Consider the following 15759-nt stretch of genomic DNA (forward strand, 5'->3'; position numbering starts at 1 on the left):
CATGACACTCGACTGGGCCACACCCACCGAAGCCCTCGAACGGCTACTCTCAACCCCACCAGACAACGGTGTTGCACTGACCGCGTGAATCCGCCTGCGGTTTCAGCCTGTTTCCGTCGCCTTTCCTGTTCTCGTGGCTGCGAGGGTGCGCGAGGCGCGCCCGCGGCACGACCACGAGGACAGGCCGTGCGACGAGGACAGGCCGTTTGCTGAGGTTGCAGCCTGTTCTCGTCGCCTCCCCTGTCCTGGTGACCGCGATGGGTGCCGAATATGCAGAACAGGCCGGGATATCGGCATCCCGGCCTGTTCGCGGTCGCTCACGCGCCTACGGGCGCGACTTCTCCCACTCCTCGATCGTGGGGATCGAGCCGGTGGGCGTCTGCCGCGCCATCGGGATGCGCGTGCCGAGCACCTGCGCCACGACATCGTGGGCGATCTTGGATGCGGTAAGACCGGCATCCTCGAGGATCTGCTCGCGCGTGGCGTGGTCGATGAACTCGTCCGGGATGCCGAGCTCGTCGACCGCCGTGTCGACACCGGCCTCGCGCAGGACCTGGCGCACGCGGGTGCCCACTCCACCGACGCGGATGCCGTCTTCGATGGTGATGACGAGACGGTGTTCGCGCGCGAGGTCGACGATCGACGGCTGCACGGGAATGGCCCAGCGCGGGTCGATGACGGTCGCGCCGATGCCCTGCGCCTTCAGCCGCTCCGCGACCTCGAGAGCCAGGTGCACCATCGGGCCGATACCGACGAGGAGGACGTCGGGGCTCGAGCCTCGGCTGAGCACGTCGACACCGTCGTGCATGCGCTCGATCGCCTCGACGTCGGCGTTGACCTTGCCCTTGGGGTACCGCACGACCGTGGGAGCGTCCTCGATGGCCGTGGCCTCGCGGAACTCCTCGCGCAGGCGAGCCGCGTCGCGCGGCGCGGCGATGCGGATACCGGGGACGAGCTGCAGCATAGCGAGGTCCCAGATGCCGTGATGGCTCGGGCCGTCCGGGCCGGTGACCCCCGCGCGGTCCAGCACGAACGTGACGCCCGCCTTGTGCAGGGCGACGTCCATCATGACCTGGTCGAAAGCCCGGTTCATGAACGTGGCGTAGATCGCGACGACGGGGTGCAGGCCGCCGAAGGCCAGACCCGCGGCCGATGCGACCGCGTGCTGCTCGGCGATGCCGACGTCGTACACCCGCTCGGGGAAGCGTTCGGCGAACTGCTGCAGGCCGGTCGGGCGCAGCATTGCGGCGGTCATGGCGATCACGTCTTCGCGCTCGGCGCCCACCGCGACCAGCTCTTCGGCGAACACATCGGTCCACTGCGTACCACCGCCGGAGCCCACGGCCTCACCCGTGACCGGGTCGATCTTGCCCACGGCGTGGAACTGATCGGCCTCGTCGCTCATGGCGGGCGCATAGCCGCTGCCCTTGTCGGTGATCGCGTGGACGATCACGGGAGCGCCGTAGGACTTGGCGAGCTCGAGCGTCTCGATGAGCGACTCGAAGTCGTGGCCGTCGATCGGGCCGAGGTACTTGATGTCGAGGTTGCTGTAGAGCGCCTCGTTGTTGGTGAAGCGCGAGAGGAAGCCGTGGGTGCCGCCGCGGACGCCGCGGTAGACCGCGCGAGCGGCGGGCCCCAGACGGCGGAACAGGGTGTCGGAGCCGCGGTGCAGCGTGCGATAGGCGTCGTTCGTGCGCACACGGTTGAGGTAGCGCGCCATCCCTCCGATTGTCGGCGCGTACGAACGGCCGTTGTCGTTGACGACGATGACGAGGTTGCGATCGTTGTCGTCGCTGATGTTGTTCAGCGCCTCCCACGTCATGCCACCCGTGAGCGCGCCGTCACCGACGACGGCGACGACGTGACGATCGCGGCGCCCCGTGCGACTGAAGGCCCGTGAGACGCCGTCGGCCCAGCTGAGTGAGCTGGAGGCGTGGGAGGACTCGACGATGTCGTGTTCGCTCTCGGATCGTTGCGGGTATCCGGCGAGGCCGCCGCGCGAGCGCAGGTTCGCGAAGTCCTGACGACCGGTGAGCATCTTGTGCACGTAGGACTGGTGCCCCGTGTCGAAGATGATCGGATCGGCCGGAGAGTCGAACACCTTGTGGAGGGCGATCGTCAGCTCGACGACGCCGAGGTTCGGACCGAGATGTCCGCCGGTCCGCGAGACGTTCTCGACGAGGAAGGCACGGACCTCCGCGGCCAGTTGGCGCAAGTCGTCGGTGCTCAGGTCGTCGAGGTCACGGGGGCCGTGAATGCCGGGTAGGAGAGCCATAAGACTCCTCTCGTGCGGTGCGCGCGGGAACGCGCGAACGTGTTGATTCTAGTCTCGGGGGCTGGTGGGGGCCCGGCAACGGCTTGCGCCCGGGGTCCGCATGCTCTCTCGACGATGAGCGGCGGAGGGCGGTCGCCGTCGTCGCGGTCCGGTTCGCGGGCGCCGAGCCCGACGGATGCGAAGAGCGCCCACCCCGAAGGTTCGGGGTGGGCGCTCCTGGCCGGCGCGCGGTGGGTCAGACCAGCGAACGCAGCACGTACTGCAGGATGCCGCCGTTGCGGTAGTAGTCGGCCTCACCGGGGGTGTCGATGCGGACCACGGCGTCGAAGGTGACGGTCTGCTTGCCCTCGGGCGAGAACTCGCTCGGCTCGGCGGTGACCTTGACGGTCTTCGGCGTGACGCCCTCGTTGAGCTGCTCGAGGCCCTCGATCGAGACGATCTCGGTGCCGTCGAGGCCCAGCGACTTCCAGCTCTCGCCGGCCGGGAACTGCAGCGGCACGACGCCCATACCGATGAGGTTGGAGCGGTGGATGCGCTCGAAGCTCTCGGTGATGACGGCCTTCACGCCGAGGAGGTTGGTGCCCTTGGCCGCCCAGTCGCGCGACGAACCCGAGCCGTACTCCTTGCCGCCGAAGATCACCAGCGGGGTGCCCTGAGCCTGGTAGTTCTGGCTCGCGTCGTAGATGTACGCCTGAGGGCCGCCCTCCTGCGTGAAGTCGCGGGTGTAGCCACCCTCGATGATCTGGCCGTCGTTGACGGCGGCGACCATCTCGTTCTTCAGGCGGATGTTGGCGAACGTGCCGCGGATCATGACCTCGTGGTTGCCACGGCGCGACCCGTAGGAGTTGAAGTCCTTCTGGGCGACGCCGTGCTCGGTGAGGTACTGCGCGGCGGGGGTGCCCGCCTTGATGTTTCCGGCCGGGCTGATGTGGTCGGTCGTGACCGAGTCCCCGAGGGTCGCCATGACGCGCGCGCCGGTGATGTCGGTGACCGGCGAGGGCTCCATCGACATGCCGTCGAAGTAGGGCGCCTTGCGGACGTAGGTCGAGTCGGCATCCCATTCGAAGACCGGGCCGGTCGGGGTGGGCAGGTTCTTCCAGCGCTCATCGCCCTCGAAGACCGTGGCGTATTGCTGGATGAACTGCTCGCGCGAGATCGACGCGTCGATGATGGTCTGCACCTGGTCGGGAGCGGGCCAGATGTCCTTCAGGAAGACGTCGTTCCCGTTCTGGTCCTTGCCCAGTGCGTCGGTCTCGAAGTCGAAGTTCATCGAGCCGGCGAGAGCGTAGGCGACCACCAGCGGCGGGGAGGCCAGGTAGTTCATCTTCACGTCGGGGCTGATGCGACCCTCGAAGTTGCGGTTACCTGAGAGGACAGCCGTCACGGCGAGGTCGTTCTCGTTGATGGCCTCGGAGACCTCTTCGATGAGCGGTCCCGAGTTGCCGATGCAGATCGTGCAGCCATAGCCGACGGTGTAGAAGTCGAGGCCCTCGAGCGCCTTGTCGAGACCGGACTTCTCGTAGTAGTCGGTGACGACCTTGGAACCCGGGCCGAGCGTCGTCTTGACCCACGGCTTGCGCTTCAGGCCCTTGTCGACGGCGTTCTTGGCGAGCAGGCCCGCCGCGATCATGACCGACGGGTTCGACGTGTTCGTGCACGACGTGATCGCCGCGAGCGTCACGGCGCCGTTGTCGAGCAGGTACGACTGCCCATCGGGGGTGGTGACCTTGACCGGGTTCGACGCGTTCACCGGGTGGCCGGAGGAGATGAGCACATCGCTGCCGGTGACGTCCTCGGTCTCTTCGCCCGGGACGGCGCCCGGGTCGGATGCCGGGAAGGTGCCGTCGACCTCGAGGTCGACGATCGAGTCCGAGACCGAGGCATCCGCGTAGTTCAGGATGTCCTTCTCGAACTGCGACTTGGCCTCGGAGAGCAGGATGCGGTCCTGGGGACGCTTCGGGCCGGCGATCGAGGGGACGACCGTCGAGAGGTCGAGCTCCATGTACTCGCTGAAGACCAGCTCACGGTCGGGGTCGTGCCAGAGCTTCTGCTCCTTGGCGTACGCCTCGACGAGTGCGACGGTCTGCTCGTCGCGACCGGTCAGGCGCAGGTAGTCGAGGGTGACGTCGTCGATCGGGAACATCGCCGCGGTCGAGCCGAACTCGGGGCTCATGTTGCCGATGGTGGCGCGGTTCGCGAGCGGCACGGAGGCCACGCCCTCGCCGTAGAACTCGACGAACTTGCCGACGACGCCGTGCTTGCGGAGCATGTCGGTGATCGTGAGGACGACGTCGGTCGCGGTGACACCGGCGGGGATCTCGCCAGAGAGCTTGAAGCCGACGACGCGCGGGATCAGCATCGACACGGGCTGACCGAGCATGGCCGCCTCGGCCTCGATACCGCCCACGCCCCAGCCGAGCACGCCCAGGCCGTTGACCATCGTGGTGTGGGAGTCGGTGCCGACGCAGGTGTCGGGGTACGCGCGGAGCACGCCGTCGACGGTGCGGTCGTAGATGACCTTGGCCAGGTGCTCGATGTTGACCTGGTGCACGATGCCGGTGCCCGGGGGGACGACCTTGAAGTCGTCGAACGCCGTCTGGCCCCAGCGGAGGAACTGGTACCGCTCGCCGTTGCGCTCGTACTCGATCTCGACGTTGCGCTCGAGGGCGTTCTCGCTGCCGAACAGGTCGGCGATGACCGAGTGGTCGATGACCATCTCGGCGGGCGAGAGCGGGTTGATCTTGTTGGGGTCGCCGCCGAGGGCGGTGACGGCCTCGCGCATGGTGGCCAAGTCGACGATGCAGGGCACCCCGGTGAAGTCCTGCATGACCACGCGGGCGGGCGTGAACTGGATCTCGGTGTCGGGGTCGGCCGTGGGCACCCACGAACCGAGCGCCTCGATCTGCTCCTTGGTGACGTTGGCGCCATCCTCGGTGCGGAGAAGGTTCTCGAGCAGCACCTTGAGGCTGAACGGGAGCTTCTCGTGACCGGCGACCGTGTCGATGCGGAAGATCTCGTAGTCGGTGCTGCCGACCGTCAGGGTGCTCTTGGCACCGAAGCTGTCAACCGTGGACACGATCGTCTCCTTCGTCGGCGAATGCGCAGGCGTCAGCCCGCGAATCCCATCTTCCCCGCGCCGCCCGATCGCTGCCAGGAAGGCCGACCTAACCGCGCTGAAGACGGGTATTTATCTTGATATCAAGATAAATGTATCAGTCTTCGCGCGCAACGGAGCGAGCAGGCCCCAGGGCGCGGACCGTGAGCCAGGTCACGGCGAGCATCGGCGCGAACAGCGGCAGGCCCATCACGATCTTCAGCGTGCCGAGCGCCACGACGTCGCCGGCGAAGTACAGCGGCAGCTGCACGATGAGGCGCGCCGCGAACAGGGCGGCCCAGGCGATCGACAGCCACACGTAGGTCCGGCGTTTGCGACGGTCGGCGCGCCAGCTGGTGCCCTCCCCCGTCAGGTAGCCCGCCGCCAGACCGATGAGCGGCCAGCCCACCAGGGCGGAGACCAGGAACGCGGTGCCGTACGCGCCGTTCGTGAAGAACCCGAACACGAAGTTGTCCTGGCCCCGGCCCGTGACGAGCGCGAGGACGGCCGCCGCCACGGTCGCGAGTAGGCCGCCGATGGCGGCGCTCGGCGGCGACTTCGCGATCAGTCGCGCGATTGTGAAGACCAGGGCGATGCCCACCGACACGCCGAGGCTGAGCCACAGGTTCCCCTGGCGCGTCGTCGGATCGATGGTGACCGTGAAGAGCACGACGAACGCCAGCGATGGCAGGACCGATTCCAGGATGCCGCGCCACCCGCCCATCGCGGACCACACGGCCGAGCCGGTCGACGCGTGAGCAGACGGATCCAGGCCCGCGCGTCGAGCGGCGTTGCCGAGCGCGGCGCTCAGGCTGTCGGCCGCGGCGGGCGGTTCGAGGGGAACGTTCTCGCCCTCGCGCGTCGGGCGTACGGCGTCGTCGCTCATGCCGTGCCGGGGGTCGCCGGCATCCGGAGGGGGATCAGGTCGCGCGGGGGCATGGGCGAACCGCCCCGCACCACGACGATCGATCGGTAGAGATCTTCGACGGCCGCCGCGGCTTCGACGTCGATCGTGGCCGCTCCCCCGATGACGCCGCGCAGGAACCACCGCGGACCGTCGACGCCGACGAAGCGCGCGAGGCGCTTGCCCGCGCCTTCGGCGCCACCCATGACCGGGACCTCGGCGAGCAGTTCGGGACCCAGAGGGCCCTCGCGCTCCTCGACGCGACCGCCCTGCTGCTTGACCTGCTGACGGATCTGTTCGCGCGTCTCGCCCCACAGCCCGCTCGTGCGGGGGGCGGCGAACGGCTGCACCTGCAGGGTGGAGTCGGCGTAATCGAGGCCGACGGCCACGATCCGCTTCGTCTGCTCCTCGACCTCGAGCCGGAGGTTCAGGCCTTCGCGCGGAAGGATCTTGATGCCGCCGAGATCGATGTACGGGCGAACCGGGTTCGCCTCCGCCTCGTCGAACGGCCCGCTGCTTTCGCGATCAGCGGGAGCGCTTTTCGCGGAGATCGCCACCTCGAGGGCGGCGTCGTCGGTTTCGGAGGTGGGCTGAGCGTCGTCGGTCATCGGGTGCTCCCTTGAAGGTTCTGGTATCCGCTCGATCCGAATCCGCCCTCGCCGCGCACACTGTCGGGCAGGTCGTCGACGGGGACGAAGCGCACGGGCGGGACGGGCATCACGATGAGCTGGGCGATGCGGTCGCCCACGGAGATGTCGTAGGCCTCGTCGAGGTCTGTGTTGAGGAGGGCGACCTTGATCTCGCCGCGATAGCCCGCATCGATCGTCCCCGGAGAGTTGACGATCGTGATGCCGTGCTTGGCGGCCAGTCCGCTGCGCGGGACGACGAACGCCGCGTAACCCTCGGGCAGCGCTATGCGGACCCCGGTGGACACGAGCGCGCGTCGACCGGGTTCGAGACGCACGGCCTCCGCGGAGGTCAGGTCGGCTCCGGCGTCGCCCGGGTGGGCGAAGACCGGAGGCTCGGATGCGACAATGAGGACATCCACCGTTTCGGTCACCCCACGAGGGTAATGCAGAAGAGGGGGTGCGGCATCCGCACCGGAGTCGAGTACCGAGAGCGCCTCAGCCCGTCGCTGTGGGCGCTGGTCGCCGCCGCGGTCTGCGGCCCCATGGCCGCCGTCGTCTTCTCGCCTCTGAACACGACCCTCGCCCTGTTCATCGGGCTGGTCGTGTCGGTCGCGATCGTGGTCGGCCTCCTGGCGATCTCCCCTGTCGTGGAGATCCGTGAGGGAGAGCTGCACGCCGGCCGCGCGCACATTCCTGTCGAGATGCTCGGCGAGCCGTTCGGCGTCGAGGGCGATGCCGCTCGCACGGCCCGAGGGAGTGGTCTCGACCATCGGGCGTGGCATGTGATCCGGGGCGGCATCGACGGGGTCGTCACGGTTCCCGTGACCGACCCCGAGGATCCGACTCCTTCGTGGGTGGTATCCACCCGAACGCCGGATCGCCTCGTTGCGGCGATCCAGCGTGCTCAGCTCAGGCTGCGCACTCCGCGCAGATGAAGCCGTTGCCGCTCTCGTGGTCGATCTGCGAGCGGTGCTTGACGAGGAAGCAGTTCATGCACGTGAACTCGTCTTCCTGCGGCGGGAGGACGACGACGTCGAGTTCGATGTCGGACAGATCGGCCCCGGGCAGTTCGAAGCCCGAGGGGTTGTCGGCATCCTCGTTGTCGATCGATCCCGACGTCTTGTCAGGCACGCGCTCCTTGAGGGCCTCGATCGACTCGCTGTCGTCCTCGGTCTTGCGCGGTGCGTCGTAATCGGTGGCCATGCGTGCTGGTCTCTACTTCCGGTGATTGTGGTGCTGTGCGCCGTCGGGTACCCGATCGGGCGGCCATAGTTTGCATGACCCGACCTCGATAAGCAAATGCTCGCGAGGCGGGTTGCGTTTCGGGCGAGGCCTGAAACTCGCGGCGCGCCCGCGATATTCCCGGAACCGGGGAACGGCCGTGTCAGCATGGGCGTCGACCGCAGATCGGAGGGGTGTTTCGCATGGAGCAGCTCAAAGTCATCGGAACCGAAGATGACGTCCTCGTCGTCGCGACCGAATCGGGTGAACGATTCGCTCTCGCCCTCGACGAGGTGATGCGCGTGCAAGCGCGTCGGGCCCGTCGCGACCGTGAAGACGACGACCGTGGACCCCGCCCCAGCCCGCGCGAGATCCAGGCGCACATCCGCTCCGGCCTCACCGCCCGCGAGGTCGCGACCCTGCTGAACGCCCGCGTCGAGGACGTGGAGCGATTCGAGGGTCCGGTGCTGGCCGAGCGCGAGCACGTCGTGGCTCAGGCATTGGCCGTGCCCGTGCTTCTCGGGGGCGCTCTCGAACACGACTCCCCCATCACCTTCGGCACCGCCGTCCGCGCGAAGCTCGGTGAGGCCGGCGCGTCCGCGGAACGCTGGACCAGCTGGAAGGAATCGTCGGGCTGGATGGTCAAGCTCGAGTTCACGGCGAACGGCATCGACCACGATGCCCGCTGGAGCTTCGACCCCCGCCGCAGCACGCTCTCGCCCCAGAACGCCGACGCGATCCAGCTCTCGCGGCAGGGGTCGCTTCCCGAGGGACTCATCCCGCGGCTGCGCGCCCTGGACAGCCCTCTCCCGAAGGACGAGTCGCGCTTCGACAGCGGTTCCTTCGGCCCGCGGAAGATCGACATCGAGGACGAGCCGGGCGTCGAGGCCACCGGACCCGTGGCGGCAGCCGTGCAGGCAGCCGCGATCAAGCGGGCACCCGACGTGCCAGTCACCTCGTCGGAGACCGCCGACCTTCTCGAGGCCCTTCGCCGTCGGCGCGGTCAGCGGGAGCCGCTGCCCGGAACCACCGCGCCCGAGGCGCCGGCCACCCGCCCGGTCGGAGCACCGGTCGCACTCTTCGACGCCGTCGAACCCGGCTACAGCGACCCGGCCGTCGAGTCGGCGCCCGAGCCCGACAACGCCTCTTCGTCCGGCCCCTCGGCGTCGGGCAACGACGCGGGTCGCCGCGCCAAGGGTCGTCCGTCGATGCCCTCGTGGGACGAGATCGTGTTCGGGGCGCGGTCGGACGAGAGCTGAGCGGGCTCAGGCGAACGCGCCGAGGCGCAGGAGGGGGACCGTCCGCTCCTCGTCGGTGAGAGATCCGTGCTGTCCGACCATGCTCTGCGGGCGTTTGTCGTTCTCGCGGTCGTCGTAGTAGGCGTAGCGCCCTCGCGCGGCGACGACGACGTCGCCGATCCGCTCGCGGACGTCATCCGCCACGGCGCCGAAAAGGCCCGCCGCGATCGCCTCGTCACGGGTGAGCACCCAGGCCCGCGCGTGCTCGCGCTCTCGCCACGCCGTGGCCACGGCATCCTCTCGCCCGGGCTCCGCGTAGAGGTGCAACATGCGCGGTTCGCCGCCGAGGAGGGCGACCCCGTCGACCAGCGGGTCGCCGTCGCCGAGGAGGACGTGTCGACGGGCGGGGACGTCGACCATTCCGTGATCGGCGGTGATCAGGATGCCGGTGCTCGCGTCGGCGGCGGACGCGAGCAACTGGGCCGCGGCGTCGACGCGCTCGAGCGCCGTGATCCAGCGATCGGACTCGGTACCGTCGCGGTGTCCGGCGGTGTCGAGCTCCGGCGCATAGAGATAGACCAGCGCGCCGGGGTGGCGCGCCGCCAGATCCGCCGCCGTCGCGGCACGCTCGGCGAGATCGTTCGACGCGACGAACTCGGCTCCGCGAAGGGTGGCCGCGGTGAACCCCGTACCCGTGTACTCCGGTCGGGACACGACGAAGCAGGGCCGACCGCTCGCGACCTCGCGTTCGAACAGCGGCTCGCTACGCTGCCAGGCTCTCGGGTCGAGACCGTCGGTCTCCCAGCCGTGCAGTTGGTTCGGTGCCACGTCGGTGCCGGGAATGCGGACGCGATACCCGACGATCCCATGCGTGCCCGGGTCCGTGCCGGTGAGCAGGCTCGTCAGGGCCGCCGCCGTCGTGGAGGGGAAGACCGTGCGCGCGACGTCGCGGCGACCCCCGGTCGAACCGAGGAATCGCGCGTGCCCTCGCCGGGCGGCGAGGTTGTGGGCGCCGAGACCGTCGACGACGAAGACGACCGCGCTGCGCGCGGGGGCAAACCAGTCCGAGCGTCCCTCGAGGGCGGCGAGCGACTGCTCCACCACACCGGTGAGGCTCCGGGAACGCGGCGGGTCCGCCGGTAGGCTGAGTGACATCGGAGCAAGTCTTCCACACAGCTCCCGATCCCCGTCCTGACGTGACGCCCGCCCGACCCGAGGCCGCATCCATGCCCGATTCCCGTTCTTCCTCCCCCGTGTCCGAGCGCATCGAGAATGTCGATGTCTCCGCCGAGATGCAGGGGTCGTTCCTCGAGTACGCCTACTCGGTGATCTACTCGCGCGCTCTTCCCGATGCCCGCGACGGTCTGAAGCCGGTGCAGCGTCGCATCCTCTACCAGATGGCCGAGATGGGCCTGCGGCCCGACCGGGGGCACGTCAAGAGCGCCCGTGTCGTCGGCGAGGTGATGGGAAAGCTTCACCCGCACGGCGACGCCCCCATCTACGACGCGCTCGTGCGTCTCGCGCAGCACTTCTCGCTCCGGGTGCCGCTCGTCGACGGCCACGGCAACTTCGGCTCGCTCGACGACGGTCCTGCCGCGCCGCGGTACACGGAGGCGCGACTGGCCGCACCGGCTCTGGCCCTCACTGAGAATCTCGACGAAGACGTCGTGGACTTCATCCCGAACTACGACGGACAGTTCCAGCAGCCCGAGGTGCTCCCGGCCGCTTTCCCGAACCTCCTCGTCAACGGGGCGACCGGCATCGCGGTCGGCATGGCCACGAACATGGCGCCGCACAACCTGATCGAGGTGGTGGGCGCGGCGACGCACCTGCTGCAGAATCCGGATGCCACGGTCGAGGAGCTCATGGAGTTCGTCCCGGGCCCCGACCTCCCCTCGGGCGGCATCATCGTCGGTCTCGACGGCATCAAGGACGCGTACACGAACGGACGCGGAACGTTCCGCACCCGCGCGAAGGCGTCCATCGAGTCGCTGGGTCCCCGCCGGACCGGCATCGTCATCACCGAGCTCCCCTACCTCGTCGGCCCCGAGCGGGTCATCGAGAAGATCAAGGACGCCGTCCAGGCCAAGAAGCTCACGGGCATCGCCGACGTCACCGACCTCACGGACCGCAACAACGGTCTTCGCCTGGTCATCGGCATCAAGACGGGCTTCGACCCCAAGGCCGTCCTCGAGCAGCTCTACCGCCTCACGCCCCTCGAGGACTCGTTCGGCATCAACAACGTCGCCCTCGTCGACGGGCAGCCGCAGACCCTCGGCCTGCGCGAGATGCTGCGGGTCTACATCGACCACCGCATCCGCGTCGTCACGCGCCGCAGCGAGTACCGGCTCGCCCGTAAGCGTGAGCGTCTCCACCTCGTCGAGGGCCTGCTCATCGCGATCCTCGACATCGACGAGGTCATCCAGGTCATCCGTTCCTCCGACGACGGCGAGCAGGCCCGAACCAAGCTGCAAGAGGTCTTCGACCTCTCTCACCCGCAGGCCGAGTACATCCTCGAGCTGCGCCTGCGCCGTCTCACGAAGTTCTCGCGGATCGAACTGGAGGCCGAGCGCGATCAGTTGAACGCCGAGATCGCCCAGTTGGTCGAGCTGCTCGGCAGCGAGACGCTGCTCCGTCAGCAGGTCGCGAAAGAGCTCGACGCGGCCGCCGAGGCCTACGGAACCCCGCGTCGCACGCTGCTTCTGAACGGCGGACCGGTGCAGCCGCGTTCGGCGAAAGCCGCAGCCGCCGCCGATCTGCAGATCGCCGACGCGCCGTGCCGGGTCTTCCTGTCGGCCACCGGCCGGATGGTCCGCGCCGAACTCATCGCCGATGCTCCCGCGGGGGGCGTGGTCCCCCCCGCCCGCCGTTCGAAGCACGACGCCATCCGCTCCGCTGTCGACACGACGACGCGGGGCGACATCGGCGCCGTGACCTCCACCGGCCGCCTCGTGCGCTTCTCCCCCGTCGACCTCCCCTCCGTGCCCGCCAACTCGGTGCAGCTGGCGGCCGGTACCAAGGTCGAGCAGTACCTCACGCTGGCGAAGGGCGAGAGCGTCATCGCGCTCGTGCCGCTCACCGACGGACCGACCATCGCGCTGGGAACCGAGCAGGGCGTCGTCAAGCGCGTCGCGGCCAGCGAGCTCAGCACCAAGCCCGAGATCGAGATCATCGCTCTCCGTGACGGAGACCGCGTCGTGGGCGCCGCTCCGGCGGGCGACAACGCCGAGCTCGTCTTCGTCGCGAGCGACGCGCAGCTCTTGCGTTTCGACGCGTCCTCGGTGCGTCCGCAGGGTCGCTCCGCGAGTGGCATGGCGGGGATCCGCCTCTCCGACGGCGCTCGCGTCATCGCGTTCTCGGTCGTCGGAGCCGCGGCTTTCGACGCCGTGGTCGTCACCGTCGCGGGCTCCAGTGCCGCGCTTCCCGGAACCGACGCGGGCAGCGCGAAGGTCTCGGCGTTCACCGAGTACCCCGCCAAGGGACGCGCCACGGGTGGGGTGCGCGCGCAGCGGCTTCTGCGCGGGGAGGACGCCCTCGTGCTCGCCTGGGTCGGAACAGACCCGCGCGCGGTCGGCTCCGACGGCTCCGTGCGCACGCTGCCCGACAGCGGTGCGAAGCGCGACGCCTCGGGTCAGCATCTCGAGGCGGTCATCGGCGCGATCGGGACTTCGGTCCGCTGACGTCTCGCTGCTCACACCGGTGCGGGCCGTGAAAGCGGTTCGATCGGTCGTGCGGATCCGGCCGACGGCACCCGCCAGCGCGTCTCGGTATCAGACGTCGATGCGCTCGCGTGCCAGCCGGTCGCTCGAGTCGATGATGAACTCCCGGCGCGGAGCGACGTCGCTGCCCATGAGCAGGTCGAACACCTCGGCGGCCTGCTCGATGTGCTCGACCTGGACACGGCGCAGCATGCGACCCGCCCGGTCCATCGTGGTGGTCGCGAGCTGGTCGGCATCCATCTCTCCGAGGCCCTTGTACCGCTGGACGGGCTCCTGCCACCGCTTGTTGCTGCGCCGAAGCTTCGTGAGGAGGCCGTGCAGCTCCTGCTCGCTGTACGTGTAGATCGTCTCGTTGGGCTTGGTGCCGGGGTTCATCACCACGACGCGATGCAGGGGCGGCACGGCGGCATACACGCGCCCTTCTTCGACGAGCGGGCGCATGTAGCGGAAGAACAGTGTCAGCAGCAGTGTGCGGATGTGGGCGCCGTCGACGTCGGCGTCGCTCATCAGGATGATCTTGCCGTAGCGGGCCGCGCTGAGATCGAACGAGCGACCGGATCCGGCCCCGATGACCTGGATGATCGAGGCGCACTCGGCATTCGACAGCATGTCGCTGATCGACGCCTTCTGCGTGTTGAGGATCTTTCCGCGGATGGGCAGCAGAGCCTGGTACTCGCTGTTGCGCGCGAGCTTCGCCGTGCCGAGCGCGGAGTCGCCCTCGACGATGAACAGCTCCGAGTCGTTGACGTCGTTCGACCGGCAGTCGACGAGCTTCGCCGGCAGCGACGACGACTCGAGGGCGTTCTTGCGTCGCTGGGTTTCTTTGTGCGTGCGCGCAGAGATGCGCGCCTTCATCTCGGAAACGATCTTCTCGAGCAACTGCGCCGTCTGCGCCTTGTCGTCGCGCTTGGCCGACGCGAAGCGAGCCGCGAGCTCTTTCTGGACCACGGATGCCACGATCTGCCGCACCGCGGGAGTGCCCAGCACCTCTTTGGTCTGGCCCTCGAACTGCGGCTCGGGGAGGCGGACGGTCAGCACCGCCGTGAGACCGGCGAGAAGGTCGTCCTTCTCGATCTTGTCGTTGCCCACCTTGAGCTTGCGCGCGTTCTGCTCGACCTGCGCGCGCAGCACCTTCATGAGGCCCTGCTCGAAACCCTGCTGGTGCGTCCCGCCCTTGGGCGTGGCGATGATGTTGACGAACGACCGGGTCGTCGTGTCGTAGCCGGTGCCCCACCGAACCGCGATGTCGACCTCGCACTCGCGCTGCACCTCGGTCGGGATCATCGACCCGCCGGGCTGGAGCACGGGAACCGTCTCGGTGAACGTGCCGGTGCCCGTGAGGCGCCAGGTGTCGGTCACGGCCGCGTCGGGGGCGAGGAAGTCCGCGAACTCCGAGATCCCGCCGTCGAAGCGGTAGCTCGTCTCGACCTTCTCGTCACCGCGTTCGTCGAGCACGACGATCTCGAGTCCCGGCACGAGGAACGCCGTCTGGCGCACGCGCTGGACGAGTTCGTCGAGGCCGAACGTCGCGTCCTTGGTGAAGATCTGTCGGTCGGCCCAGTAACGGATGCGCGTACCGGTGACACCGCGGGGGGCTTTGCCGACGACGCGCAGCTCACTGCTGCGCTCGAACGGCGTGAAGGCAGAGTCGGGCGTGTCGCCGGCGAAGAGACCGGGCTCGCCACGGTGGAACGACATGGCGTAGGTCTTGCCGCCGCGGTCGACCTCGACGTCGAGGCGCTCCGACAGAGCATTCACGACGGACGCGCCGACACCGTGCAGACCGCCGGACGCCGCGTACGAACCGCCACCGAACTTGCCACCGGCATGGAGCTTGGTGAAGACGACCTCGACGCCGGTGAGCCCGGTCCGCGGCTCGACGTCGACCGGGATGCCGCGGGCGCGGTCGCGCACTTCGACGCTGCCGTCGGCGTGGAGGACGATGTCGATGCGGCTGCCGTGACCGGCGAGCGCTTCATCGACCGAGTTGTCGATGATCTCCCACAGGCAGTGCATCAGACCGCGCGAATCGGTGGAGCCGATGTACATGCCCGGGCGCTTGCGGACGGCTTCGAGGCCCTCGAGGACCTGGAGATGATGGGCGGAGTACTCGGACGTCACGATTTCCCAGCGTAATCGGGGCCGCCGACATCCCCTGCCAGACACACAGCACGGTCGGGTCACCGTACGCGCACAGCGAAATGTGATCAAGCCGCGGCATAGGGGAAACATCCGCGTGGTTGTATATGGAGACTCGCCCAACGACCACTTGAGGAGGGCACCCGAGATGACCACCACGACCGCACCCGAAGCGTCCGTTCTCGACCACCGCCTGACGGCGGCGGATCGCTGTGACTCCTGCGGCGCGCAGGCGTACATCGCTGCCGAGGTCAACGGCAGCGAGCTGCTGTTCTGCGCGCACCACGGCCGCAAGTACGAAGAGAAGCTGCGCAGCGTCGCCACCTCGTGGCACGACGAGACCGCGCGTCTCCACGCCGCCGACTGAGACTCCCCCAGAACGGGCCCCGGTTTCGCTCCGACAGGAGCGGACGGGGCCTTTTCTGTGCCGTCAGTCCACCTGCCCCGGGTTATAGGCAAGAACGTGTGGATGGGATGGTGATCTAGCCGCGCGATCACGCGGTGAAACGGGGTTGTGCATGGTCCGCGACGCTTAGGCGT

At 68.7% G+C, this 15759-nt stretch carries 12 protein-coding genes; 4 read left to right on the forward strand and 8 right to left on the reverse strand.

The annotated features are described in order from the left end of the window. Nucleotides 1–325: 325 nt before the first annotated feature. The 5 genes from dxs to dut form a co-directional block, all read right to left on the reverse strand. Nucleotides 326–2275 carry a 1-deoxy-D-xylulose-5-phosphate synthase gene (gene dxs, locus AB0O24_RS18780; protein WP_275801199.1) on the reverse strand — a complete coding sequence of 650 codons (1950 nt, stop codon included), beginning with the start codon at nt 2273–2275 and terminating at the stop codon, nt 326–328. A 235-nt stretch (nt 2276–2510) separates the two neighbouring features. Next, entirely contained in the window at nt 2511–5351 is a 2841-nt protein-coding gene (locus AB0O24_RS18785) for an aconitate hydratase (RefSeq protein ID WP_275801197.1), read from the reverse strand. A gap of 136 nt (nt 5352–5487) precedes the next feature. Next, nucleotides 5488–6255, reverse strand: coding sequence for a DUF3159 domain-containing protein (locus AB0O24_RS18790; RefSeq protein WP_275801195.1), 768 nt, complete (start codon nt 6253–6255; stop codon nt 5488–5490). After that, entirely contained in the window at nt 6252–6881 is a 630-nt protein-coding gene (locus tag AB0O24_RS18795) for a DUF3710 domain-containing protein (RefSeq protein WP_275801193.1), read from the reverse strand. The genes AB0O24_RS18790 and AB0O24_RS18795 overlap by 4 nt, the downstream gene beginning before the upstream one ends. Beyond that, on the reverse strand, nt 6878–7333 hold the full coding sequence (gene dut, locus AB0O24_RS18800) for a dUTP diphosphatase (RefSeq protein ID WP_058614637.1): 456 nt from the start codon (nt 7331–7333) through the stop codon (nt 6878–6880). Before dut ends, AB0O24_RS18795 begins: the two co-directional genes overlap by 4 nt. A 12-nt stretch (nt 7334–7345) precedes the next feature. Here dut and AB0O24_RS18805 point away from each other — a divergent pair, with 12 nt between their 5' ends. Next, nucleotides 7346–7837 carry a DUF3093 domain-containing protein gene (locus AB0O24_RS18805; RefSeq protein WP_058614638.1) on the forward strand — a complete coding sequence of 164 codons (492 nt, stop codon included), beginning with the start codon at nt 7346–7348 and terminating at the stop codon, nt 7835–7837. On the opposite strand, the gene AB0O24_RS18810 is transcribed toward AB0O24_RS18805, so the two are convergent. Further along, a complete protein-coding gene (locus AB0O24_RS18810; RefSeq protein ID WP_013586557.1) occupies nt 7812–8105 on the reverse strand; it encodes a DUF4193 domain-containing protein in 294 nt (97 codons plus the stop codon). The two genes, AB0O24_RS18805 and AB0O24_RS18810, sit on opposite strands and share 26 nt — an antisense overlap. Nucleotides 8106–8326: 221 nt before the next feature. Between AB0O24_RS18810 and sepH the strand changes: the two genes are divergently transcribed. Further along, the gene (gene sepH / locus AB0O24_RS18815; protein ID WP_275801189.1) at nt 8327–9382 is read left to right on the forward strand and encodes a septation protein SepH; all 1056 of its coding nucleotides are present in this window, start codon (nt 8327–8329) and stop codon (nt 9380–9382) included. Between the two features lie 6 nt (nt 9383–9388). On the opposite strand, the gene AB0O24_RS18820 is transcribed toward sepH, so the two are convergent. Beyond that, complete coding sequence (locus tag AB0O24_RS18820) at nt 9389–10516, reverse strand: nucleotide pyrophosphatase/phosphodiesterase family protein (RefSeq protein ID WP_275801187.1); 1128 nt, start codon at nt 10514–10516, stop codon at nt 9389–9391. A gap of 71 nt (nt 10517–10587) precedes the next feature. Here AB0O24_RS18820 and AB0O24_RS18825 point away from each other — a divergent pair, with 71 nt between their 5' ends. Then, complete coding sequence (locus tag AB0O24_RS18825) at nt 10588–13041, forward strand: DNA topoisomerase IV subunit A (RefSeq protein ID WP_275801185.1); 2454 nt, start codon at nt 10588–10590, stop codon at nt 13039–13041. A gap of 90 nt (nt 13042–13131) precedes the next feature. Here the strand turns inward: AB0O24_RS18825 and AB0O24_RS18830 are convergent, their stop codons facing one another. After that, nucleotides 13132–15204, reverse strand: a complete 2073-nt coding sequence (locus tag AB0O24_RS18830) for a DNA topoisomerase IV subunit B (protein WP_275801234.1) — start codon at nt 15202–15204, stop codon at nt 13132–13134. A gap of 163 nt (nt 15205–15367) precedes the next feature. Between AB0O24_RS18830 and AB0O24_RS18835 the strand changes: the two genes are divergently transcribed. Further along, nucleotides 15368–15586 carry a hypothetical protein gene (locus AB0O24_RS18835; RefSeq protein ID WP_058595658.1) on the forward strand — a complete coding sequence of 73 codons (219 nt, stop codon included), beginning with the start codon at nt 15368–15370 and terminating at the stop codon, nt 15584–15586. Nucleotides 15587–15759: the final 173 nt, after the last annotated feature.

This window comes from Microbacterium sp. NPDC086615, from assembly GCF_040686055.1.
In the GTDB taxonomy this organism is placed as follows: Bacteria; Actinomycetota; Actinomycetes; order Actinomycetales; family Microbacteriaceae; genus Microbacterium.